Source organism: Brachybacterium kimchii (assembly GCF_023373525.1).
GTDB classification, from domain to species: domain Bacteria; phylum Actinomycetota; class Actinomycetes; order Actinomycetales; family Dermabacteraceae; genus Brachybacterium; species Brachybacterium kimchii.
On the sequence record NZ_CP097218.1, the window covers coordinates 3,210,554 to 3,233,198 of the forward strand.

Below are 22,645 nucleotides of genomic sequence, written 5' to 3' on the forward strand. Positions count from 1 at the left end.
TGTTCCTATAGGATTTCCACAACGGGGGCCGATGTCAAGCGGGGCCGTCGGGCGCGAGTGGGTGCCACCTATAGGATCGCCCGTCGTGGTCAGGGTCGTCCGCCGGGCTGAGGATCGCCCACCGCGCTCGGGGAGTGGGGCGCGTGGTCCCGGCGCGGGTGCGCGCCTTCGGTCGGCTCCGGCTCCGGCTCCCGCTCCAGCGAGGGGAAAGGGGTGGGGGTCGGGGGTCCTGGAGGCTACGAGTTGCGGTGGAAAAGCGACGGATTGTCCTGCAGGCCGACGGACCCGCGGCGAGCGGATGGGAACGAAAACCCACCGCAACTCGTAACGCCCCGACACCTCGACCGGCATGCTGCCGCGAATCCGCCCTTCACCGAGTCCGCACTTCGCCGAGTCCGCGCATCGGGCGTCGGCGGCGATCCGTTCCACTCATCGGGAAGAATCGGCTCGACAGGCGAGAGCGGGCGTTCCCGCGGGAACGCCTCCCGGTAGCGTCCCGTGCGGCCGACCGTCCCCGAAGGTCGACGCCGGTCCTCGTCCCCGGGGCCCGTCCGATCCGCTGACTCCGCGAGCCGCCGGACCGTCGGGGCTCCGCACCGCCACCGCTCTGCACCACCACGAACAGCGAGGAACCACCCCCATGCAGCCCCTCTGGATCGGCACCAGCTGGAAGATGAACAAGACCCTCGCCGAGGCGCGCGAGTGGACGTCGGCGCTCGTCGGGCACCTGGACGGCCGCGCCCCCGAGGGAGTGCAGCCCTTCGTGATCCCCTCCTTCACCGCCACGACGACCGTCGCGCAGATCCTCGGCGAGGACTCGCCCGTGCTGCTGGGCGTGCAGAACGCGCACTGGGAGGACGCCGGCGCATGGACCGGCGAGATCTCCGTGCCGCAGGCGAAGGACGCGGGCGCGCAGATCGTCGAGATCGGCCACTCCGAGCGCCGCGAGCACTTCGGAGAGACCGTCGAGACCACGCGCCTCAAGGTCGCAGCCTCGCTGCGGCACGGGCTCACGCCCCTGCTGTGCATCGGCGAGAGCGCTGAGGTGAAGGACGCCGGAGGCTCCTCCGCCTTCATCCTCGAGCAGGCGCGCGGCGCCCTTGAGGGGCTCACCGAGGAGCAGGTCGCCGACGTCGTCATCGCCTACGAGCCCATCTGGGCGATCGGGGAGAAGGGGCGCCCTGCCACCGTCGAGGAGCTCGTGGAGCCCTTCGCGGCCCTCGGCGACGAGTACTCGGGCCGCGTGAAGGGCCTGCTGTACGGCGGCTCGGTGAACCTCGAGAACGCGGCGGACCTGCTCGGGATCGAGCACGTCACCGGCCTGTTCGTCGGCCGCACCGCGTGGAAGGTCGAGGGGTACCTCGAGCTGCTGCGGATCGGCGCGGAGCACGCGAGGGGCTGATCCCGCGGGGCCGGCGGGCCCCCAGGACGGGGCCCTTGGACGGCGGGCACTGGACGGCGACCCGCCGGACCCGAGGCCTGGCTCGCAGGATCGTGGGGCACTACTCTGACCACGAGTGGTGAACCGGTTGGTCGCACGGAGTGCTGATGCCCGCGCCGTCGACCGGTCGCCCGCCCGCACCCCCGACGATGGAGGACACATGACCCGCACCACCCCGCGTCTCGACGGCAGGACGGCCCTGGTCACGGGCGCCGGCTCCGGCATCGGCCGCGCGATCGCCGACCGCTTCGCGGCCGAGGGTGCGCGCGTCATCTATGCCGACATCGACGAGCAGGCGGCCCGCGAGGCCGCCGACGCGACCGGCTCCCAGGCCGTGCGAATGGACGTCTCCGACGAGCAGAGCGTCGAGGCCGCCTACGCGGACCTCGCCGCGCGAGACGCCTCGCCCGATGTGATCGTCGCGAACGCCGGCGTGCAGCTGTTCGGCCACGACGCGAAGACCGCCGACGTGCCGCTCGAGGCCTGGAACAGGACGCTCGCGGTGAACCTCACCGGCACCTTCCTCACCGTCAAGCACGGGGTGCGCGCGCTGCTCGCCTCCGGTGGCGGCTCCATCATCTGCACCGGCAGCCCGACGGGCCTGAACGGCGAGGGCGCCGACTTCGCCGCCTACAGCTCCACGAAGGGCGGCATCCACTCCCTCGTGCGCGCGACCGCGATGGCGTACGCGGGCGACAACATCCGCGTGAACACCGTGGTCCCCGGGTACACCGAGACGTCGCTGGTCACCACGATCTCCGAGGACCCGGGCGCCCGCGAGGGCATCGTCGGACGCACGCCGCTGGGCCGCGCGGGCACCCCCGACGACGTCACCGGCATCATGGTCTACCTCGCGAGCGAGGAGTCCAGCTTCGCCACCGGAGCGATCTTCCGCGTGGACGGCGGCATGACGTCGCTGTGACGGGTGCTGGCACGGACTGACGTCGTGGTGTTCGGGACGTCGCTCAGGACTTCAGGTCCTCAGTGCCGGGGTGGGGGAGCGGTCGATGCGCGCACCACGAGCTCCGGGAGGGTGTTCGAGGCCGTCCCCTCGCCGTCGCCCTCCTCCTCGCTGCCCGTCGTGATCGCGTGATGCAGCCGCCGCAGGGCCTGGTCGCCGACGGCGACGAAGTCGATCCGCATCGTCGTCAGCGGCGGCTGCAGGTAGGCGGCGGCGGGCATGTCGTCCACGCCCACGATCGAGTAGTCCCGCGGGGCCTCGAAGCCACGCATGCGCAGGGCGCTCATGAAGCCGAGAGCGAGCTCGTCGTTCGCGGCGAACACGGCCGTGAAGTCCAGGTCCGCGGAGGCGGTCGTCTCGTCGCCGCCCGCGAGCTGCTCCGCTGCGGCGGCGCCCGACCAGGCCCACCAGTCGGCGGCGCCGGAGAGCACGTGCGGGACGAGACCGGCCTGCTCCATCGCGTTCCGGTATCCCGCCTCACGGTCACGGGCCTCGTTGCGTGTGCGCGGTCCGGCCACGTGCAGGATGCGCTCGTGCCCGAGGTCGATGAGGTGACGGGTGGCCTCGAATCCGACGGACGACGGTGAGTCGTCCCCTCCCCGGGGAGGGGAGCCCGCGGCCGGGGCCGGAGTGAGTCGCCGCGAGAGGTTCACGACCGGCACGCGCGAGCGCGCCCGGTCGAGTTCCGCGTCCACACCGGGGATCGCCGTGGAGACCACGATCCCGTCGACCGGTGCGGAGAGGAAGTGGTCGATCGTTCGGCGCACCTCGTCCTGCCAGCCCGTGGCCTCGAAGTCCGTGTCGATCTCGGCGATCATCAGCGTCTGGTGCAGCTCGCGCGCGGTGCGGCTGAGCCCGGTGAGGATCTGCGCGCTGCCGTAGTTCAGCTCGCCGATGGTCAGCACACCCAGGGTCCCCGTGCGGCCCGCGCGCAGCGTCCCGGCGGCCCGATTGGGGACGTAGCCGAGCTCCCTGATGGCCGCGGCGATGCGCGCACTGGTCGCCTCGCCCACGTATCCGGTGCCCGAGCAGTAGCGCGAGACGGTCTGTGCGGAGACCTCCGCGAGCCGGCCGACGTCCGCCATGCTCGGCCGCGAGCTGGAGCTCCGAGCCACCTGATCTCCGTTCCCGTGGGCTGTCGTCGGCACGAAGCTACCACCGTTCCTGGGGGCCTTCGGCGTCCGCTCCGCAGCGCTCGGAACGGCCATGGGGCCAGTGCTGCTCGCGGTCGCCGTCGAATCCGTCCGTGACGCCCTCTTGCGCTTCGACGGAACGTCGCTACGATAGGTGACCGGTCACATATGTTACCGATAACCTATCAACCGGATGCCCATTCTCTGGTCATTCGGGCAGGTCACAGGGCGGCATTCGATCCTCCGGGCCTGCACCGCATCCGGAGCCCTTCCGCCGCTCACCCGCCGCTCACCCACCGCAGAGGTCGACGATGACACGCATTCCCACCGCTCCCACCGCTCCCGATGACCACGGCGTCACCGCCGGCTGGCGCCTGGGCGAGACTCCCTGGCAGCAGCTGCCCACCCCGGGTGGAGCGCGCTGCCGGGTGATCATCGACAACGACTTCTCGGGTGACCCGGACGACCTCTTCCAGCTCGTCCACCACCTGCTCTCGCCGAACACGGAGATCCGTGCTGTGATCGCCTCGCACCTTCGCGAGGGCGACCGCTTCGATCCCGGCCCCGACACTTCGGCCAATGCCCTGCGCATCGCCGGGGACGTCTTCGCCCGCATGGGCCTGGTCTCCACCGAGGTGCTGGTGGCGGGTGCCCCGCAGGCGCTCGATGACGCCGACTCCCCGTACCGGGGTGAGGCCGTCGACAGGATCATCGCCGAGGCCCTGCGCGAGGACACTGACCAGCCGCTCTACTACGTCGCCGGCGGCGGCCTCACCGACCTCGCCTCCGCGCTCCTGATCGAGCCCCGCATCGCCGAGCGGATGACCCTCATCTGGATCGGCGGCAACGAGCACGAAGGCATCGCCTACCCGCCGCCGGACGCCATGCCGATCGAGTACAACCTGCTCATCGACCCCCTCGCCGCACGCGTCGTCTTCAACGACACCCGGATCCCGATCTGGCAGGTCCCCCGGGACGTCTACCGCCAGTGCCTGGTGTCCGACGCCGAGCTGCGGATCCGCGTGGCCACCGCCGGCCCGCTGGGTCGCTATCTCTACGACGAGACGATGCTCGTGGTGCAGACGACGACCGACGCCGGCCGCGGCCCCGCCGAGACCTACGCCCTCGGCGATTCCCCGCTCGTGCTGCTCACCGCCCTCCAGTCGATCTTCGAGGCCGACAGCTCCTCGAGCAGGCACGTCGTGATGCCCACGCCGATCCTCGAGGCCGACGGCTCGTACACGCCCCGCCCGGACTCGCGTCCGATGCGGGTCTTCACCCAGGTCGACGTGCGCCTGATGTTCGAGGACCTCTTCCTCAAGCTCCGCGAGTTCAGCGACTGGCAGGCCTCCGCCTGACCCACCGGGCTCGGCCCGCCGACCCGGCGAGCCGGCCCGCCGCACCACCCTCCCCTCGACGAAGAGACGGGACCACCCATGCACGCAATCCCGCGCCGCGCCTTCGCGGCGATCCCCGTGGCGAGCGCCGCGCTTCTCGGCGCCGCCGGCTGCGCCCGGTCCGGGCCCGACGACCTCTCCCTGTGGATGGTCACGCAGGACGGCGCCCAGGGCACCACCATCCAGGCACTCATCAGCGACTTCGAGAAGCGCAACCCGGGCACGTCGATCACCCTCGAGCAGCGCTCGACCGACGACCACAAGAACGCCCTGCGCCAGTTCGCCGGCACCTACCTGGTGCCCGACATCTACTGGTACTGGGAGGGGTCCGGGCTCGGCGGGGAGCTCGTGGACGTGGGTATGAGTCGCGATCTGAGCGACGACTACACGCGCCTGGGCTGGAAGGACCGCTTCACCGACGCGGCCCTCGCGGGCATCACCCAGTACGGCGGCTACCAGGGGGTCCCGTGGACCTTCCAGGGGCAGGGGCTCTACTACTCGAAATCGCTGTTCGCGAAGGCGGGCGTCGACAGCCCGCCGACCACCTACGACGAGCTGATCGCCGCGGCCGACGCCCTGGTGGCGGCCGGCATCACGCCCATCGAGTTCGGCGGCACCGTGAACTGGCACGTCATGCGCCTGCTGGACTGCCTGCTTGAGACCACCTGCGGAGCCGAGCTCAATGACGCCCTGACCACGGGCGACGGGGACTGGGGGAGCGAGGGCGCCGTCACCGAGGCCTTCACCGAGCTGCGCACCTGGGGGAAGAAGTACCTCAACGACGGCTTCATGGGCATCAACAACGATGACTCCTCGCAGCTCTTCTTCACCGGCAAGGCCGCGATGGCACTGGAGGGCACCTGGTTCAACGCCTCCGTCGTGGACAACGGCATGGACCCCGACGACGTCGGCATCTTCCCGTTCCCCACCGGCACCAACCGCCTCTACGGCTTCGGCGAGGCGTTCTACATCAGCGCGAACACGAAGAAGTCCGATCTCGCTGCCCGCTTCCTCGACTTCATGACCTCGAAGGACGGTCAGGAGATCGCGGGCGACGCCTGGTCGGCGATCTCCGTGAACGCCTCGATGCCCGTGGACGAGGACAACCCGCTGAATCCCGTGTGGGCGCAGATCTTCGAGGACGTCGACGGCGGCATGTTCGCCAACAACGACCAGAACTTCTCGACCGCGCAGACCACCGAGTTCTGGCGCATCCAGAACGCCGTCCTCACCGGGGACATGGATCCGGCGGACGCCGGGGCGACGTTCCAGCGCTTCCGCGAGCAGGAGGGATGAGACCGATGACGACCACCGACGCCCGCACCGGCGCGCGCGGGAGGAGCACCCGCACGGTGCCCCCGCACCGCCGATTCCGCCTCGCCCTGCCCTATCTCGCACCGGCCCTCGTGCTCTATGCCGTGTTCCTCGTCTACCCGATGATCGACGCCGTGCGGCTCTCGTTCTTCGAGTGGTCCGGCTTCCGCATCGAGAAGCCGGAGTTCGTGGGACTGGACAACTACGTGCGCCTGTTCACCTCCGACCCCGTGTTCTGGACGGCGCTGCGCAACTCCGTGATCTGGGTGATCGCCTCCCTGCTGGTGCCCACCGTGATCGCCCTGCTGCTCGCCCTCGGGCTGAACCGGCGGATGCTCGGGCGCAACCTCATGCGCGCCGTCTTCTACATCCCCGCGGTGTTCGCCTCGATCACGGTCGCCGCCATGTGGCGATGGATCTACAACCCGACCCTGGGGTTCGTGAACCAGCTCCTGCACGCCGTGGGCCTGGGCGACCTCGCCCAGTCGTGGCTGGGCGACCCCCAGTTCGCTCTCGCCTCGATCTTCGTGGCGAACATCTGGCAGGCCGTGGGCTTCTCGATGGTGCTGTTCCTCGCCGGCCTGCAGAGCGTCCCCCTGGAGCTGGTGGAGGCCGCGAAGCTCGACGGCGCGGGCGCCTGGCAGCGCTTCCGCAACGTCACGGTCCCGGCGCTGCGGCCGACGACCGTCGTGGTCGTGATCCTCACGATCATCAACGCGCTCAAGGTGTTCGACCTCGTCGTCGGCCTCACCGGCGGTGGGCCCGCGCAGTCCACCCAGGTGCTCGCGCTGTGGTCCTACACCCAGTCGTTCACCAACCACGAGTACGGCATGGGCGGCGCCGTGGCGACCGTGCTGCTGCTGGTCACCCTGGCTCTCGTGATCCCCTACATGGCCTGGTCGATGAGAGGTGACGAGTCATGACCGCGATGACGACGACGCGGGCGGCGACCCGCAGGACGACTGCTCCCGTGCGCGAGCGCGAGAAGCCGCGCGACTGGGTCGGGATCGGGCTCTGGCTCGCGCTCGGCGTGACCGCGCTGATCTGGTTCGTGCCCATGCTGCTGATGTTCCTCACCTCGGTGAAGTCGAAGACCGACATCAACGAGCTGCCCATGTGGGGCCTGCCCACGGACTGGGCCTGGGGGAACTACGCGAGCGCAGTGGAGATCGGGAACCTCTGGGTGACCGCGGGCAACAGTGCGCTGATCGCCCTGATCAAAGTGCCGCTCGGGCTGGCCATCGCGGCCGCCGCCGCGTTCGCCCTCTCGCGGATCCGCTTCCGCGGGGCGCGGATCCTGCTCGCACTGATCGCGATCGGCTCCATGATCCCCGTGCAGATCGGGCTGGGCCCGCTGTTCTCCACGATGCTCAGCGCGCACCTGTTGGATTCCCGGCTCGGGCTCGTGCTGCCCTACCTGGCCTTCGGCATCCCGTACCAGATCTTCGTGCTCTACGGCTTCTTCCGCAGCGTGCCCGAGGAGCTCGAGGAGTCCGCCCGCATCGACGGCTCCTCGACGTTTCGGATCTTCTGGCAGATCATCCTGCCGCTCGCCAAGCCCGCGCTGGCGGCCCTGTTCGTGCTTGACTTCGTGGCCACCTGGAACGAGTACGCGATGGCGACCACGCTGTTGATCTCCCAGGACAACTACACGATCCCGCTGGCCGTGCAGTCCTTCTCCACCCAGTGGGGCACCGACTACGGGCCGCTGAACGCCTTCATCTTCATGTCGGCGATCCCGGTGCTGCTGGTCTACCTGCTGTTCCAGCGCTACTTCGTGCAGGGTGCCTTCGCGGGCGCCGTGAAGGGATAGGGGCCGACGGGCCGCGCGGGACCCGTCCGGCCTCACGCTCGGAGTCCCGTCACAGCGGAAGGGCCGCCCCCGAGATCTCTCTCGAGGGCGGCCCTTCTTGTCGACCTGACCGCCGGGCGGGCCTCCCGTCGTACGACGACGAGCCCCGAGCCCGTCGGCCCTCCGGCCGTGCGGGCGGGATCAGCGCTTCACGGCGTCGATCTTCAGCATCTTGGCGATGACGGAGTCGAGCTCGGAGTCCTTCCAGATCTTCTGCCAGTCCTCGCGGATGATCGACTCGCGGCCGTAGTCCATCGCCAGCAGGCAGGCGTCGGAGAACGGGTTCGAGCCGCGCAGGGCGTTGGTGAGCGAGATGAAGATGTGGCCGTAGAAGATGGCCTTCACGGCGTCCTCGGGGATGCCCTGCTCGTTGATCGCGTAGTCCATGGAGTCCTTGAGGAACTGGCCGATCATGCAGCCGGTGGTCTCCACGAGGGTGGGCTCGAGCTGGGCGAGCTGCTTGACGGTCACCCAGTGCACGTCGATCACGGGGGCGTAGATCGCGCGGATGACGTCCTCGACGCGCTTCTTCGCGGCGGCGCGCTCGTCGTCGGCCCCGGCCGAGGCGTCCTCCTCGCCCTCGAGGGCCGCGACGACCTCCTGCGGGGCGGCGATGCCGCCGAAGGTGTCCGCCCACTCCTCGGCGCTGGTGCGCTCGAGGAACACCGAGGGGTGCGCCGGGTGGGCGCACGCCTGCAGCACGCCCTCCTGGGTGGCGAGCAGGCCCGCATAGGCGGCGGCGGGGTCCAGGGTGAGCAGCACCGAGCCGGCCTTCATCTTCGGCACGACCTGCTCGGAGACCTTCCCGAGGACCACGTCGGGCACGGCGAGGATGACGACGTCGCACTCGCCGGCGACCTCGTCGATGTCGCTCACGGTGCGGCCCAGTGCCTCGACGCGCTCGATGCCGGAGGGGGAGGACTCGCAGTAGTGGATCGTCGCGTCGGTGAGGTTGAGGTTGTTGGACACGCGCGTGCCCATCTTCCCGGCGGCGCCGACGACGGCGACGGTGAGGCTCGCGTCGAGCTCGACGCTCTTGCCCTTGAGCGGGTTCAGGTCACGGCTGTCGGTGGTGGTCATGGAGTCCTCCTGGTCGGTGGTGGATGAGTGGGTGGTCGAGTGGTCGGTGGGTCGGAGCTGCAGGCTGAACGGAGCGTGCCGTCGGCGCGCGCCGACGGTTCAGCGGCGTGCGCGCAGGGCGGCGAGCGTCGCCTCGGTCCAGTCGCGCTCGCGGGCGATCGTGGTCGCGGCATCGCCCTGCCAGGGCAGCCAGTGCTCGGCGATCGCGGCGGGACGTCGGCCCTCGCGGTAGACGGCGTCGAGCTCGTGATCGAGGTTCAGCAGGCCCTCGCCCATGCGGGCGCCGGAGAAGGTGAAGCCCACCCAGCCCTCCTGGCGGGCGAAGCGGAAGTCCTTGACGTGCAGGTCGAGGGTGAACGGGGCGGCGGCGTCGATGACGTCGTCCGGGTGCTCGAGGGCGGAGACGCAGTTGCCGGGGTCCAGGCAGATCCCCACGAGCGGGGAGTCCAGGGCGCGCACGATCCGCAGCAGGTCCTCCGTGGGCAGCTGCTCGTAGGTCTCGAGGGCGAGGGCGATGCCGGAGGACTCGAGCAGGGGGAGCGTGGTGCGCAGGGCGAGGACCGCCTGCTCGATGCCCCCGGAGACCTCATGGGTCTGGATCATCGAGCGCAGCACGCGCACATCGAGGGCACGGGCGATCGCGAGATACCGGGCGAGGTGGTCGGGATCGATCGTCCGGGTGCCGAGCTCGAGGCGCAGTCCATGCCGTGCGGCGCGCTCGCGCAGGGTGGCCAGCTCGTCCGCATCGGCGTCCTCGATGCGCGGATCGTCGCAGATCTGGAAGACGTCGCAGCCCAGCTGCGCGGCGCGGTCGATCATGTCCGCGATGCCGAGGCGATCGGGGTTGCGCTCGCTGCCCTCCCAGAACAGGGCGTAGCTGCCGATGCCGATGTCCATCCGGCGGTCAGAACTCCTGCCCTCGGCCACTCGCGTCACCTCTCGCCTCACCTCGTCGTGGCGCGGGGGCGGTGACGCCGCCCGCGGTCGTGATGGGTCCAGGGTAGGCGCGGGAGCGCATATTGGTCAACCGGTTGAGCGACGAGGGGTGTGCGGAGGGCTCACGCAGGAGCCAGGGCCAGGGGGAGGCGGAGGCGGAGACGGTCGGCAGGGTCTCGGCGTCGACAACTCGGCCCTGGCGGCGGTTCGTGCGGCTTCGGCTGCGGCCCTGGACGGTGCTGCGCGCCGACCTCAGTCCTCGGTGGCCTCGAGGATCCGGTCGCGGGCGGTCGCCATGTGCGCGACCATCGCCGAGGCCGCGCGCTCGCCGTTGCCCTCCTCGAGGGCGGCGAGGATCTTCGCGTGCTCCGCGTGGGCGGCCTCCATGTCCTCGCGGTCGCGCACGGCGCGGTCGTTGTAGACGCGCAGGAGGCTGCGGGTGACCTGCAGCAGGTCGGTGAGCATGGCGTTGTCGGCCGCGGTGGCGAGCACCTCGTGGAAGGCGGCGTCGGCCGCGACGAAGGCCTTGAGGTCCTCGAGGCTCTCGGCCATGGTCGCCGTGGTGCCGCGCAGCGTCTCGAGCTGCTCCGTCGAGATCCTGTCGGCCGCCAGACGCGCCGTGTAACTCTCGAGCCCCGCGCGCAGCTCGTTGAGCTGATCGGTGTTCTGCTTGCCGATCATGAGGCCCCAGCGCAGGGTCTGCGGGAGCAGGTCGCTCGCGGATCCGCGCAGGTAGGTGCCCGATCCCGGCCGCACGTCGACGATCCCCAGGATCTCGAGGGCCGCGAGGGCCTCGCGCACCGCCGAGCGGCCCACGCCGAGTGCGCTCGCGAGTTGGCGCTCCGGGGGAAGGCGCGTGCCGGGGGCGACGTCACCGCCGGTCAGGAGCTCCAGCAGACGACGTGCGACCTCGGAGACAGGGGTGCCGGCGGGCACTGCTGCCAGCGACGATGCGATCGCGTCGGAGGCGCTGTCGGAGAAGGCGGGCATGAGGCGAAGGTATCAAGCCCGCGGGGCGGGTTCGGTCCCATCCGCGGGGTGGTGCTCCGGGTTCCGCGACACCCGGTCCTCGACGGCCGTGCCCACGGCGTCGATCCGGCGCACGGTGCCCGCAGGCACGCGCAGGGGCGATCCGTCATCGCCGTCCGCTGCCACCTCCCAGTCCTCGAGCCGGGCGTTGACCAGCAGCACCTCGTCCTCGCACGCGATCAGGGCGGTGCCGGGGCCGCCCGGGCTGCGCACCACGCGCACCTCCCGCCCCGACCGGGTCGCGAGCGCGACCAGGAGCTCGCCCAACGGCGTCAGCGGGGACTGCGCGTCGTCGGTGAGCACACCCCGAGGACCGGCGAGCTCGCCCAGGGTGACCGTCCCGACGCCGGCGTGCGCGGCCTCCGCGAGGGCGGCGGCGGCCCAGGCGGCCGCCCAGGTGGTGCGCTGCCGGGGATCCGTGCTGCCGGGCACGAGGTGCGCGCCCCAGCCCGACGCGTCGCCGCGATCGACGAGCTCCGCCTGCGTCGCGACCGCGTTCACCCGCGGGCGCAGCGTGAGCGGGCCGAGGTGCAGCCGCGCCGTCGGCCGCAGCATCCGCGCCGAGGCGAGCACGTCGCCCAGGGCTGCCACGCTCTCGGCCACGTGCCAGTTCTCGCGCATGTGCATCTGCGGGGTCGAGGGGAAGGAGAGCAGGGCCGCGTCGGGGATCGCGTGGATTTCCCGGTTGAGCTCGGTGAAGTGGGTGCGCGCGCCCGCGACGAGCTCCGCGTCGCGTCCCCGGGAGGCGGTGCGCAGGCGCTCCCAGAGCTCGGCCGTCGTCACGTGGCGCGCCTCGTCGACGATGCCGATCCGACGCACGGGCAGGCCCGCCGCATCGGCCGCAGCGAGGAGTCCGGGGACGTCGGTGCTCTCGGAGGCGATGATCCGCAGGTCGACGGGAAGGCCCGTCGCGGCGGCCTCGCGGGCGGCAGCGGCCAGCACCCGTTCGGGGTCGAACCGCTCGCTGACCTCGACCATCAGGTGGTCGAAGCCGGCGTCGGCCGAGATCGGCAGCGGACCGCCGCTGCGCACCGCGGCCGCCTCCGTGGTGGCGCCCAGACCCAGGCGCGGGAAGGTGCACGGGGCGGCCGCGGCGAGCAGATCCGCCAGGCGCACGGGCGCGGACGGCCGACGAGCGGGCCGCGTCGGTGCGGTCGGCGCCGGAGCCGAGTGCGCCGAGGCGGCCTGGTCCGGCGCGGCCTGCGGCGCAGCGGCCGACGGCTCCGGGACCAGGGTGATCTCCTGGGTGACGCTCTCGCCGGCGGCGACCTCGTAGGGGAAGGGCAGGGCGAGCGGCCGCGAGTAGATCTTGAAGCTCGCGTCGGTCCAGTTCCGCTGGTCCTCCATCTCGAACACGTCGCCGAGCAGCTCGAGGCGCGCGCGCTCCCCGGCATGGTCGAGGTCGAGGGCCCGGATGTCGAACAGCGGCTGCCACGGGGAGATCTGCCGGGGGAACCGGAAGTCCCGCCGATCACCGCGGACGGTGGTCACGACCGCGTCGTCGCCCGCCATGGCCCGCGGGAGCATCGCTGTGAGGCCCACACGGTTCGTGGTCAGCGCGGCATCGGGAGTGATCGTGAAGCGCAGGCTCAGGCGCTCGGGCGTCACCGTCAGCACCGAGAGCGCGTTCGCCTCGCCGCCCGCGCCGGCGTACCGCACGCGCAGCGTGCGGGTCAGGGACGCGGCGGCGTCGTCGGGAGCGGGCGCGTCGTCGGCCCCGGGGCCCGTCCACTCCTCCTCGAGCACCTGCGGGGGCACGGTGTCCCAGTCGCGGTCGCGCAGCGCGGGTCGCACGGATTCCAGCAGCACCGTGCCGCGCCAGGCGATCTCGCTGATCTCGTCGCCCTCGGAGCGCAGGGACCAGGGCCCGAGGCGGTGCGCCGTGCGGGGATCGGCGATCGTCTCTCCGCTGGGGGCGCTGGGGGCGCTGAGGGCGAAGGGCGTCTCGGCCATGGGCTCTGCTCCGTCGGTCATGGACTCTCCTCCTCGGGTCAGCGGGCGATCGCCTCGAGCTCCTGGCCGGAGGCGACCTTCGGCAGGAACAGCGTCGAGACGGCCTGGGCGGCGCCGAGGACCACGGCGATGATGATCCACGTGCTGGTCAGCGAGGTGGTCGCGGTGAGCATCGCCCACAGCAGGCTGCCCAGCATGAAGCCTCCCACGAGCATGCCGCTCATCCAGCTCACGCCGAGCGCGCGCACCCGGGTCGGATAGACCTCGGCCTGGTACGTGTAGCCGACGCCCGACCAGGTGCCGTTGGTGGCCTGGAACAGCAGGAAGATCGCGACCAGCAGCACGCTCGAGCGCTCCGAGACCAGGATGACCAGCGCGAGCGGGGCGATCGCCGCCGCCGAGCCGATGAGCACCGAGCGTCGGCCGAAGCGCTCGCCGAGGAGCCCGCCCACCAGGTAGAAGACGACCCCGGCGGCTCCGCCGACGAGGAGCAGCGCGGCCACGGCGGAGGACGCCCAGCCCTTCACCTCCGCCATCCAGTAGGCGAGGTAGATGTTCGTGGCGACATAGGACATGCCGTACAGCAGCCAGGTGACCGAGAGGCTCACGGCCGTGCGCCGCACTCCTCCGGCGGCCGAGAACAGCTGGCGGAAGGTGCCCTTCTCGAGCTGGGAGACATCCACCGGCATCACTCGCTGCAGGCGCGCGACCTCCGCGTCGTCCCCGCGGCCTAGCGCCGCGCGCAGCGAGCGGATGTGCAGGTAGCGGGGCGACTCGCGGACCTTCGCGCGGGCGATCGCGACGAGCACGAGCGGCAGCACGCCGAAGAGGAACACCGCCCGCCAGCCCAGGCCCGAGACCAGCAGGTACATCCCCGAGGCCATGAACACGCCCACGGTGTACCCGGACTGGACGATCGAGTAGAGCATGCCGCGGCGCCGGGCGGGCACCTGCTCGTTCACGAGCGTCACGGAGACCGCGAGCTCGGCGTTGGCGAAGCCCGAGGCCAGCGCGCGCACCAGCACCAGGCTCCAGAACCCCTGCACGAAGAACGTCAGGCCCGTGAACACGCCGGCCGCGATCAGGCACAGCATCCAGGCGAAGCGCCTGCCGCGGGCGTCCATCACGCGGCCCATCCACAGCGCGATCGCGAACTCCGCGGCGTAGACGAGCATGCCCATCACGCCGAGCGCCGAGGCGGAGATGCCCAGTTCGGAGGTGATGTCCGCGATGGTCAGGTTGAACAGGTTGGTGTCGTAGGCCGCGAGCGCCCAGCCCAGCAGCGCGACGATCACGAGGTAGATCGTGTAGCGGCGACCGGGATCGGTGTCGAGGGGGCCGGGGGCGAGGGCGCCGGGGGCGACGGGGGAGTCTCCGGCGGGCGCGCGGGAGGCGGTGGCCGGATCGGGCTGCGGGATGCGTGAGTCCACGGTGACTCCTCGTCGAGTGGGCGTGTGCTGGCGGCGGGCGCGCGGAGGCGGGGTCTCGGCGCGGCGGGGTCGCGGAGGCGCCGCGGCTCAGGCCAGACCGTAGAACACAACCGGTTGACCGGTCAATGGTGGAGGGTGGTGGGAACCGCAGCGGCGCAGGGGTCAGTGCCCCAGGCGCCGATATTCACGCGGAGCCATGCCGCACGCGGCCGTGACGTGGCTGTAGAAGCTGCTGAGCGAGCCGAACCCGCTCGCCGAGGCGATCTCCGCCGTGGTGAGCTCACTCGTGATCAGCAGGCGCTGCGCCTCGGCGACCCGGCACATGGTGAGGTACTCGCCGATCGTCACGCCCACTGCCTGGCGGAAAACGGTCATCGCGTGTGAGGGCGCGAGGTGGACGGCGCTCGCGACGTCGGCCACGGCGAGCTCGTCCGTGAAGCCGTCCATCACCACCTGCGCCATTGTGCGCACATGCTGCAGGCGCTCGGCGGTCAGGCCGCGCCTCCCGCCGTCCGACGGGCCGGCCGGGGAGGCGTGCTCGATCTCCGCCTGCAGGATCCGCAGCAGGGAGGCGCGGATCTCGAGCAGGGCGAACTCCTCACGGGCCCTGTCGCCGATCTCCTCCAGCCAGAGGCTCGTCATCCCTGCGAACCGTGCCACCAGCTCGGGTGCCTCGACCACCAGGGGCCGGGCGCGCAGAAGAGCCCTCACCGCGTCCTCGGGAAGACCCCAGCGCATCGCCGTCGCGAGCGGGACGTGGACCCAGCACACGTCGCCCGGCCGGGAGTCCACGAGACCGTGCGGCTGGGTCGCCCAGAACATCGCGATCCGGCCCTCGCGGACGATGAGCGGGGCGCCCGCATGCAGGTACCGCAGCTCCCCGCGCACCACCACGTTGATCTCGATGTCGTTGTGCCGGTGCATCGTCTCCATGACGGGCGGGTCGCCGCGGCGGCACCACAGTCCCTGGTCCGCGGCGACGACCTCGGACCTCGAGCCGGGGGAGCCTGCCATGGCATCACAGTAGGCGGCGCGCACGCCGGACCAGGGGCCGCCCGCACCGGGGCAGGGGCCGTGCAGAGGCGGCCGCGCGCGGTCCGCGCGCATGCCCCGACATCCCCGAAGGCGTAACGTCGGGGTCCCCACGGGCAGCGAAGGATCGAGGCGACATCATGCGCTCCAGCGTCATGAGCATCCGCACCATCACCCGCAGCGCCTGCGCGCTCTCGGCGACCGCACTCCTCGCGCTCGGGGCGGCGAGCTGCGGGAACGGTTCCGATGACGGCTCCGGGGACACCGCGCAGGGCGGCGACTCCGCGGCGAGCGACAGCGGTGGAGCGAGCCAGGAGCCCGCCGACGGCACCTCCGACGGCGGAGGCGGGTCCGATTCCGGCGCGTCGTCCGACCAGTCGTCGGACGGCTCCTCGGACAAGGGATCCTCGGACAATGGGTCCTCGGACGACGACTCCTCGGTGGCCTCCAAGGGAGCGGGCTCCGGGACCGCCTCGGGCAAGGCCGACGGCGGCGGCAGCAACGACGAGGTCTCCGACTGCACCGCGTCGGACCTCGACGTCTCCGTCAGCCAGGGGGACCCGGCGGCCGGGAGCGTCATGTTCACGATCTCCTTCACGAACACCGGCGACGACCCCTGCCGCATCGGCGGGTACCCGGGCGTCTCCGCCGTCGGCGACGGGAACGGCACCCAGCTGGGGAAGGCCGCGCAGCGCGGCCAGGCCGGCAAGGCCGCGGTCCTGATCCCGAACGGCCACGCCGAGGCGTCGCTGAAGGCGGTCGACGTGGGCGACGGCGGCGGCCCCCTCGGCGACGAGTGCAAGGCGACCGACGCCGACGGCTGGCGCATCTACGCGCCGGGCTCGAAGAAGGCGGCGTACGTCGAGCAGGACGGCCTGCACGGCTGCGCGGGCGACGTCGACTGGCTGACCGTCGACGGGGTGCACGGGATGAAGTGACCGGACCGCCGCGCACCTGAGCGGCGGCGCCCGCGGATCCGGGCCTGCGACCGGGGATCCGGGCCTGCGCCTGCGGAAGCGGGCCGACGGCCACGGATAAGGATCAGCATCGAAGGATCCTGGAAGAACGGCGCACGATCCCGCGAGACCTCCCCCGTGGTGCGTCCATAGCGTGGGCGCATGACCACGAAGACGTTCGTCACCTCCCCCAAGATCACCATCATCGGCGCCGGCGGGTACGTGTTCCCCTTCCGCCTGATCGGCGACATCCTCAGCTTCCCCGCCCTGCGCGACGCGACCCTGTGCCTCATGGACGTGCGGCCCGAGAAGCTCGGTCCCGTGGCCCAGGCCGCACGCGACCTCGTGGCCCATCACGGCTTCGCCGCGCGGGTCGAGGAGACGACCGATCGCCGCGCGGCCCTCGAGGGCGCCGACGTCGTCGTCATCACCTTCCAGGTGGGCGGGATCCCGTCCTACCGGCACGACGTCGAGATCCCGCGGAAGTACGGCATCGACCAGGCCGTCGGCGACACCGTCGGCCCCGGCGGCGTGTTCCGCTTCCTGCGCTCCGTCCCCGCCTACGCCGAGATCGCGGCCGACGCGCGCGAGGTGTGCCCCGACGCCGCCTTCATCAATTATGCGAACCCGATGGCCATGGCGACCGCGTACCTCAACGCCCAGGGCCTGCGCACCGTGGGGCTGTGCCACAGCGTGCAGGGGACCACGCGGATGCTCGCCCGCACCCTCGACGTCCCCTACGACGAGGTCTCCTACCGCTGCGCGGGCATCAACCACCAGGCGTGGGTGCTCGAGCTGTTCCGCGGTCAGGAGGACCTCTACCCGCGTCTGCGCGAGGTGATGGCGCAGCGGCACCGGCCCGGCCGCGCCGCCGCGGACCTCGCCGGGGACGACGGCGACCACTCCGAGGCGGCCGAGGCGGCCAGCACCTACGAGGGCGGCAACGAGCAGGTGCGCACGTCGATCATGAACACCTTCGGGTACTTCCAGACCGAGTCGAGCCACCACGCCTCGGAGTACGTGCCCTACTTCCGCAAGGATCCGGAGACCACGAAGGAGTACATCCCCGAGCGCTGGGACTACTTCGAGATCTGCGCCGCGCACGACGACCAGGGCGACATCGACGACCAGCTCGAGCGGTTGAAGGCCGAGCTCGCGCCGAGCGTCGAGTACGGCGCGCAGATCGTGAACTCGATCGTCACCGGCACACCCAGCGTCGTGCACGGGAACGTGCCGAACCGGGGCGCCCTCATCACGAACCTCCCGGCCGACGCCTGCGTCGAGGTGCCCTGCCTGGTCGATGCCAGGGGCGTGCAGCCGACCTCCGTCGGCGACCTCCCGCCGCAGCTCGCGGCCCTGAACCGCACCAACGTCAACGTCCAGACCCTCGCCGTGCGCGCGGCGCTGACCGGTGACGTCGAGAACGTGTTCCAGGCCGTGGCGCTCGACCCCCTGACCTCGGCCCAGCTCACGCTCGAGCAGGCGCGCGCCATGACCGGCGAGCTGCTCGAGGCGCATCGCGAGCTGCTCCCGAGCGCGCTGCGCCCGGTCCCTGTCCCCGCTCAGCCGCGGCTGTCGAGTGCGCGCTGGTGCTCGGCGTAGAACTCGGACTCGGCGGGGTCGGGGCGGTCCTGGCCGTTCAGCAGGCGGTGCCAGAGCGGGTAGTAGGCGGGCTGCTGGGTGAGCGCGGTGAGGCGGTCCCGGGCATCGTCGGGCAGCGTGAGGTCGCCGGCCTCGAGGTCCTCCACGAACTCGTCGAACCGACGGGCCGCGATCACCGCGCCGGCGATTCCGGGGCGTCCGAGGATCCAGGCGATCACGACCTGCGGGATGCTCCAGCCGAGGTCGACCGCGATCTCGTCGAGCTGCTCGATGATGTCGAAGGCGCGCTCGCGGTCGACCACGTGCGGCTCGGGCCAGCCCGCGCCCTGGCGGGTGTCGGGCGAGGTCTTCTCGCCGCGTCGCACCTTCCCTGTCAGCAGACCCTCGCCGAGGGGGCTCCAGGCGAAGGTCCCCACGCCCAGGTCCCGCGCGGCGGGGAGGATCTCGTACTCGATCTCGCGGGCCTCGGGCGTGTAGTAGACCTGCTGGGCGATGGGGCCCTCGAGACCGGCCATCCGCGCCTCGTAGACGGTCTTCGCGAGCTGCCAGCCGCTGTAGTTCGACACTCCCCAGTAGCGGATCTTGCCCTCGCGGATGAGCTCGTTCGCGACGCGGATGGTCTCGAGGATCGGGGTCTGTCCGTCCCACTGGTGCATGTACAGCAGGTCGAGGTGATCGGTGCCCAGGCGCTCGAGGCTCTGGTCGACGGAGCGCCGCACGTGAATCCTGCTCGCCCCGGAGTCGTTGGGTCCCTCACCCACGGGGCTGCGCGTCTTGGAGGTGAGCACGATGTCCTCGCGACGACCGCTCATCGCCTCCCCGAGGACGCGCTCGGAGTCTCCCGCGGAGTAGATGTTCGCGGTGTCGATGAAGTTCACGCCGCGCGACAGGGCCTCGTCGAGCTGCCTGCGGGCCTCCTCGACGCCGAGGCCGGCGATCTTCTCGAAGCCGCCGCCCGACCCGAAGGGGATGGTCCCGAGCGCCAGGCGGGAGACGCGGAGGCCGGAGGATCCGAGGGTGACCGTGTCCATGAGCAGGTCCTTCCGTGCGGCAGGGCCCGGCCGCTCCGAGCCCCGGGACCCTCGACGGTACGTCGGATCCGGCGCCATGTCCTCAGGCGATCGCGCAGGGGTCCGGGACGGCCCGGGTCACCGCGGCGGATCGGCCGGGCGTCCCGCGGCTGTGTGCTCCTCGGCGGCGAGTCCTTCGGCCTCATGCCCCTCGGGCCCGTGCCCCTCGGCGGCCGACGGGACCGCCCATCGCCAGTTGTGCGGGGCCTCCCGGGGGCGGTAGGCGCCGACGGGGAGGTCGTCGGCCACGCGCATCATCCACAGGGCGAGCCGTCGCAGCAGACCCTCGCGGACCTCGGCGAGCGCGGGGTCGTCGATGAGGTCGTGGATCTCGGCGGGGTCCTCCTGCAGGTCGTGGAGGGAGAAGGTGCCGAGGTCGTCGGCGATCAGCTTGTACCGGCCGTCCACGACCATCCGCATCTCGCCGCTCTGGGTGACGGAGTTCAGCTCGTCGAAGGAGCGACCCTCGTAGGGGAAGTGGAGGGGCGGCCGGTCGCCCTCCCCGTACGAGACGCCCCCGTACCCGTGCTCCGCGTACATCGTGGAGAACTCCTCGGCCGGTGCCTCTTCGCCCTTGAGCAGCGGGAGCAGGGACCTGCCCTGCACACCCGGCGGGAAAGGCGCCCCGACGAGCTCGCAGAGCGTCGGCAGCACGTCCACGATCGAGACCGGCTCCGCTCGTCGCTGGGAGGCGATGCCGGGGCCGGCGACGCCCAGCGGGATGCGCACCAGCGCCTCCGGCAGCCCCGCGCCCTTGCGCTGCAGGCCGTACTCGCCGACGAGGTCCCCGTGGTCGCTGAGCACGATCACGACGGTGTCGTCGAGCACGGGCCCCAGACGGTCCAGCAGCCGGCCGATCTGGTCGTCGATGAGCCGGAGCATCCCCAGGTAGTTCGCCCGCAGTCGCCTCCACTCGGTGTCGAAGCCGGGGCGCTTCTCCTCGATCAGCGAGTGCAGCCAGCGGAACCTCCACCCCATCCGGTCCAGGACCTCGGGCCCGACCGTCCGGTCGGGGACCTCGGCCGGGTCGAACATGCTGAAGTACGGCTCGGGCACCTGGTAGGGGTTGTGGGGCTCGGGGAACGAGACCCACAGCAGGAACGGGTCCTCGCCCGTCCTCGCGTCGAGGTCCCGGATCGCCCCGTCGATGATCCGGGCCGGCAGCTGCACCTCGGGGCCGAACGGAGCCGGGTCGTGGGCGACCGAGTGGTCGAGCTCGTGCAGCCAGGCGTCGAAGGCCTCCTGCTCGGGGCTGTCCGCGGGGCCTCCCTCGTGCATGAACGGCCCGTGATAGGCATCGAAGTCCTCGGGCTGGGCGTGCATGTGGGGTTTGCCCGCGAAGTGCAGGCGATAGCCGCGCCCGCGCAGCACGTCCAGCAGGTCCGAGGAATAGACGGCCTGCTGGGGCGTGGAGTTCTGGCGCACGCGGTGCGCCGAGGGGAAACGACCGGTGAGCAGGCTCGTGCGGGCCGGGACGCACGCGGGCGCGCTCGTGTACGCCCTCTCGAAGCGCGTGCCGTCCTCGAGCAGCGCATCCACGCGGGGCATCGAGTCCGGGCCGCCCGCACCGGCGGTGAAGCCGGTGCGCTGCTGGTCCGTCATCAGGATCAGGATGTTCGGGCGGGCTGGGGGTTCGGTCGGTTCGCTGGGCATGGGCCGAGGAGTCCTTCCGGGGCGGCATCGGCGCCGCGCCTCGCAGCAGATGCTACGGGGCGGCACCGGCGTCGGCCGGGGGCCCCGCGTCAGGCCTGCGCCCCTCCGCGCTCCCGCGCCCGCTCGCGACCCCTTGTTCACCATGTGGTCGCCGCGTAGCGTCGGAGGCGTCCACCGTCGAACGAAGGAGATGCACGATGAACGAGACCGTCGACGTCCCGACCCCGGCCGGAGCCGAACGCACGCGGCCCGAGAACGCCGAGGGAGGCTTCCTCGCCTCCGACGCCCTGGCCAAGAATCTGCAGCGCGTGCTCGTGGAGCTCACGGCCCTCCACCTCGTGGGCAAGCAGGCCCACTGGAACATCGTGGGGCCGAACTTCCGCGATCTGCACCTGAACCTCGACGAGGTCGTGGACATCGCGCGGGAGGCCGCCGACGACATCGCCGAGCGGATGCGCGCACTCCACGCCACGCCCGACGGCCGCCCCGCAGTCGTCGCCGAGCAGAACTCCCTGCCCGAGTTCCCTCAGGGCGAGGTGCTCACCCACGACGCGATCGACCTCGTGACCTCGGCGATCGAGGCGACCGTCGGCAGCATGCGCTACGTCCACGACGAGGTCGACGAGGCCGATCCGACCTCTGCCGACATCCTCCACGGCATCATCGAGAAGCTCGAGCAGCAGGCCTGGTTCATCAGCGCCGAGACGCGCACCCCGGCGAACTGAGCGCGACCCGCACGGCCGGGACTTGGCCGCCCGTGGGGGTTGCTGAGCCCAGGTGCTGCGGAGCTGAGGCATTGCGGAACCGAGAAGAAGAGGGCAGGCCGGATGGGGCGGACGAGACGGGGCGCCGCGACGGCGGCTCTGGTGCTGCTGATGGCCGCGGCCTGCGCAGGAGAGGACGCGGAGGCCGACGGCAGGTCGACGTCGCCGGTCTCGCGGGGATCGGCCGATGATCCTGCCGCGGCGCCCTCCGATCACCCCTCCTCGGAGGGGGATCACACCCCGGAGCTGCCTCCCACCAGCGGCGCCTTCGACTATCAGCTCGGGGGTGCCTACACGCCGTCGGGCCCGATCGATGTGGTCGTGCGCGATGCGACCGCCGAGCCCCTGGAGGGCGCCTACAACGTCTGCTACGTCAACGGCTTCCAGACCCAGCCCGACGACGCCGCGATGTGGGAGGAGCACGCCGATCTGCTGCTGCACGACGCGCGCGGCGACCTGGTCACCGACCCCGACTGGGTCGACGAGTACATCCTCGATCCGTCCGGCTCGACGCAGCGCGACGACATCCTGGAGATCCTCGCCCCGGTGATCACGGGCTGCGCCGCGGCCGGCTACGACGCCGTCGAGATCGACAACCTCGACACCTTCGACAGGTTCGACCGGATCGACGAGAACGGCGCGATGGCCCTCGCCTCCGCCTACGTGGACCTCGCGCACGAATCCGGGCTCGCGATCGCCCAGAAGAACGCCGCCGAGATCACGGCGACGGCGCACGAGGAGCTCGGCTTCGACTTCGCCGTCGCCGAGGAATGCGGCGCCTATGACGAATGCGCCGCGTACACGGGCGTCTACGGCGCCCACGTCCTGCAGATCGAGTACCCCGACAGCCTCGAGGACGCCGGAATGACCTTCGCCGGCGTCTGCGCGCTCCCGGACCGCGCACCGCTGACGATCCTGAGGGACCGCGACCTCGTCGCCCAGGACGCCGACGGCTATCGCTACGAATCCTGCTGAACCCGGCTCTGCTCCCTGCGCGCGTCAGACCGTGGACTGAGGGGGAGATCGGCGCACGGTGGCAGTG

General features: G+C 71.5%; 19 protein-coding genes. 10 read left to right on the forward strand and 9 right to left on the reverse strand.

Going from position 1 to position 22,645, the window contains the following annotated elements:
• Positions 1-640: 640 nt before the first annotated feature.
• Together M4486_RS14675 and M4486_RS14680 are read left to right on the forward strand one after the other, a co-directional pair.
• On the forward strand, positions 641-1,402 hold the full coding sequence (locus M4486_RS14675; protein WP_249477978.1) for a triose-phosphate isomerase: 762 nt from the start codon (positions 641-643) through the stop codon (positions 1,400-1,402).
• Positions 1,403-1,601: 199 nt separating this feature from the next.
• Positions 1,602-2,363, forward strand: coding sequence for an SDR family NAD(P)-dependent oxidoreductase (locus tag M4486_RS14680; protein ID WP_249477980.1), 762 nt, complete (start codon positions 1,602-1,604; stop codon positions 2,361-2,363).
• A 59-nt stretch (positions 2,364-2,422) separates the two neighbouring features.
• Here the strand turns inward: M4486_RS14680 and M4486_RS14685 are convergent, their stop codons facing one another.
• On the reverse strand, positions 2,423-3,517 hold the full coding sequence (locus tag M4486_RS14685; protein WP_249477981.1) for a LacI family DNA-binding transcriptional regulator: 1,095 nt from the start codon (positions 3,515-3,517) through the stop codon (positions 2,423-2,425).
• A gap of 329 nt (positions 3,518-3,846) precedes the next feature.
• Here M4486_RS14685 and M4486_RS14690 point away from each other — a divergent pair, with 329 nt between their 5' ends.
• The 4 genes from M4486_RS14690 (at position 3,847) to M4486_RS14705 (ending at position 8,059) form a co-directional block, all read left to right on the forward strand.
• Entirely contained in the window at positions 3,847-4,893 is a 1,047-nt protein-coding gene (locus M4486_RS14690; protein WP_249477983.1) for a nucleoside hydrolase, read from the forward strand.
• Positions 4,894-4,971: 78 nt separating this feature from the next.
• Positions 4,972-6,228 carry an ABC transporter substrate-binding protein gene (locus M4486_RS14695; protein ID WP_249477985.1) on the forward strand — a complete coding sequence of 419 codons (1,257 nt, stop codon included), beginning with the start codon at positions 4,972-4,974 and terminating at the stop codon, positions 6,226-6,228.
• A gap of 5 nt (positions 6,229-6,233) precedes the next feature.
• Entirely contained in the window at positions 6,234-7,169 is a 936-nt protein-coding gene (locus M4486_RS14700; protein WP_249477987.1) for a carbohydrate ABC transporter permease, read from the forward strand.
• Positions 7,166-8,059 carry a carbohydrate ABC transporter permease gene (locus M4486_RS14705; protein ID WP_249477988.1) on the forward strand — a complete coding sequence of 298 codons (894 nt, stop codon included), beginning with the start codon at positions 7,166-7,168 and terminating at the stop codon, positions 8,057-8,059. Before M4486_RS14700 ends, M4486_RS14705 begins: the two co-directional genes overlap by 4 nt.
• 180 nt (positions 8,060-8,239) lie before the next feature.
• Here the strand turns inward: M4486_RS14705 and M4486_RS14710 are convergent, their stop codons facing one another.
• From M4486_RS14710 to M4486_RS14735, 6 genes are all read right to left on the reverse strand, one after another.
• On the reverse strand, positions 8,240-9,178 hold the full coding sequence (locus M4486_RS14710; RefSeq protein ID WP_283257934.1) for a phosphogluconate dehydrogenase C-terminal domain-containing protein: 939 nt from the start codon (positions 9,176-9,178) through the stop codon (positions 8,240-8,242).
• Positions 9,179-9,277: 99 nt separating this feature from the next.
• Entirely contained in the window at positions 9,278-10,075 is a 798-nt protein-coding gene (locus tag M4486_RS14715) for a sugar phosphate isomerase/epimerase family protein (protein WP_249477990.1), read from the reverse strand.
• A gap of 291 nt (positions 10,076-10,366) precedes the next feature.
• Positions 10,367-11,104 carry a FadR/GntR family transcriptional regulator gene (locus M4486_RS14720; protein WP_249477991.1) on the reverse strand — a complete coding sequence of 246 codons (738 nt, stop codon included), beginning with the start codon at positions 11,102-11,104 and terminating at the stop codon, positions 10,367-10,369.
• 12 nt (positions 11,105-11,116) lie between these two features.
• Positions 11,117-13,117, reverse strand: coding sequence for a D-apionate lactonase family protein (locus M4486_RS14725; protein WP_249477993.1), 2,001 nt, complete (start codon positions 13,115-13,117; stop codon positions 11,117-11,119).
• A gap of 17 nt (positions 13,118-13,134) precedes the next feature.
• Positions 13,135-14,526: an MFS transporter gene (locus M4486_RS14730; protein ID WP_249477995.1), complete on the reverse strand. Its 1,392-nt coding sequence runs from the start codon at positions 14,524-14,526 to the stop codon at positions 13,135-13,137.
• Between the two features lie 162 nt (positions 14,527-14,688).
• Positions 14,689-15,540, reverse strand: a complete 852-nt coding sequence (locus M4486_RS14735; protein ID WP_249477996.1) for a helix-turn-helix domain-containing protein — start codon at positions 15,538-15,540, stop codon at positions 14,689-14,691.
• A 173-nt stretch (positions 15,541-15,713) separates the two neighbouring features.
• Here M4486_RS14735 and M4486_RS14740 point away from each other — a divergent pair, with 173 nt between their 5' ends.
• Both M4486_RS14740 and melA read left to right on the forward strand, forming a co-directional pair.
• Entirely contained in the window at positions 15,714-16,496 is a 783-nt protein-coding gene (locus M4486_RS14740) for a DUF4232 domain-containing protein (RefSeq protein WP_249477998.1), read from the forward strand.
• Positions 16,497-16,676: 180 nt separating this feature from the next.
• Positions 16,677-18,116, forward strand: coding sequence for an alpha-glucosidase/alpha-galactosidase (gene melA / locus M4486_RS14745; RefSeq protein ID WP_249478000.1), 1,440 nt, complete (start codon positions 16,677-16,679; stop codon positions 18,114-18,116).
• Here melA and M4486_RS14750 read toward each other — a convergent pair.
• The gene (locus M4486_RS14750; RefSeq protein ID WP_249478002.1) at positions 18,077-19,147 is read right to left on the reverse strand and encodes an aldo/keto reductase; all 1,071 of its coding nucleotides are present in this window, start codon (positions 19,145-19,147) and stop codon (positions 18,077-18,079) included. The genes melA and M4486_RS14750 overlap by 40 nt on opposite strands.
• A gap of 117 nt (positions 19,148-19,264) precedes the next feature.
• Positions 19,265-20,839: a sulfatase-like hydrolase/transferase gene (locus M4486_RS14755; RefSeq protein WP_249478004.1), complete on the reverse strand. Its 1,575-nt coding sequence runs from the start codon at positions 20,837-20,839 to the stop codon at positions 19,265-19,267.
• A gap of 197 nt (positions 20,840-21,036) precedes the next feature.
• On the opposite strand from M4486_RS14755, the gene M4486_RS14760 reads away from it, so the two are divergent.
• Positions 21,037-21,564 (forward strand): Dps family protein, encoded by a 528-nt coding sequence (locus M4486_RS14760; RefSeq protein WP_228356883.1) that lies wholly within the window; start codon positions 21,037-21,039, stop codon positions 21,562-21,564.
• Positions 21,565-21,666: 102 nt separating this feature from the next.
• Positions 21,667-22,578: an endo alpha-1,4 polygalactosaminidase gene (locus tag M4486_RS14765; protein WP_249478006.1), complete on the forward strand. Its 912-nt coding sequence runs from the start codon at positions 21,667-21,669 to the stop codon at positions 22,576-22,578.
• The last annotated feature ends 67 nt before the right edge of the window (positions 22,579-22,645 follow it).

Coding starts and splice junctions, on each gene's coding strand:
- M4486_RS14675 (WP_249477978.1), top strand. CDS start 641: ATGCAGCCCCTCTGGATCGGCACCAGCTGGAAGATGAACAAGACCCTC.
- M4486_RS14680 (WP_249477980.1), top strand. CDS start 1,602: ATGACCCGCACCACCCCGCGTCTCGACGGCAGGACGGCCCTGGTCACG.
- M4486_RS14690 (WP_249477983.1), top strand. CDS start 3,847: ATGACACGCATTCCCACCGCTCCCACCGCTCCCGATGACCACGGCGTC.
- M4486_RS14695 (WP_249477985.1), top strand. CDS start 4,972: ATGCACGCAATCCCGCGCCGCGCCTTCGCGGCGATCCCCGTGGCGAGC.
- M4486_RS14700 (WP_249477987.1), top strand. CDS start 6,234: ATGACGACCACCGACGCCCGCACCGGCGCGCGCGGGAGGAGCACCCGC.
- M4486_RS14705 (WP_249477988.1), top strand. CDS start 7,166: ATGACCGCGATGACGACGACGCGGGCGGCGACCCGCAGGACGACTGCT.
- M4486_RS14710 (WP_283257934.1), bottom strand. CDS start 9,178: ATGACCACCACCGACAGCCGTGACCTGAACCCGCTCAAGGGCAAGAGC.
- M4486_RS14715 (WP_249477990.1), bottom strand. CDS start 10,075: ATGGACATCGGCATCGGCAGCTACGCCCTGTTCTGGGAGGGCAGCGAG.
- M4486_RS14720 (WP_249477991.1), bottom strand. CDS start 11,104: ATGCCCGCCTTCTCCGACAGCGCCTCCGACGCGATCGCATCGTCGCTG.
- M4486_RS14725 (WP_249477993.1), bottom strand. CDS start 13,117: ATGACCGACGGAGCAGAGCCCATGGCCGAGACGCCCTTCGCCCTCAGC.
- M4486_RS14735 (WP_249477996.1), bottom strand. CDS start 15,540: ATGGCAGGCTCCCCCGGCTCGAGGTCCGAGGTCGTCGCCGCGGACCAG.
- M4486_RS14740 (WP_249477998.1), top strand. CDS start 15,714: ATGAGCATCCGCACCATCACCCGCAGCGCCTGCGCGCTCTCGGCGACC.
- melA (WP_249478000.1), top strand. CDS start 16,677: ATGACCACGAAGACGTTCGTCACCTCCCCCAAGATCACCATCATCGGC.
- M4486_RS14750 (WP_249478002.1), bottom strand. CDS start 19,147: ATGGACACGGTCACCCTCGGATCCTCCGGCCTCCGCGTCTCCCGCCTG.
- M4486_RS14755 (WP_249478004.1), bottom strand. CDS start 20,839: ATGCCCAGCGAACCGACCGAACCCCCAGCCCGCCCGAACATCCTGATC.
- M4486_RS14760 (WP_228356883.1), top strand. CDS start 21,037: ATGAACGAGACCGTCGACGTCCCGACCCCGGCCGGAGCCGAACGCACG.
- M4486_RS14765 (WP_249478006.1), top strand. CDS start 21,667: ATGGGGCGGACGAGACGGGGCGCCGCGACGGCGGCTCTGGTGCTGCTG.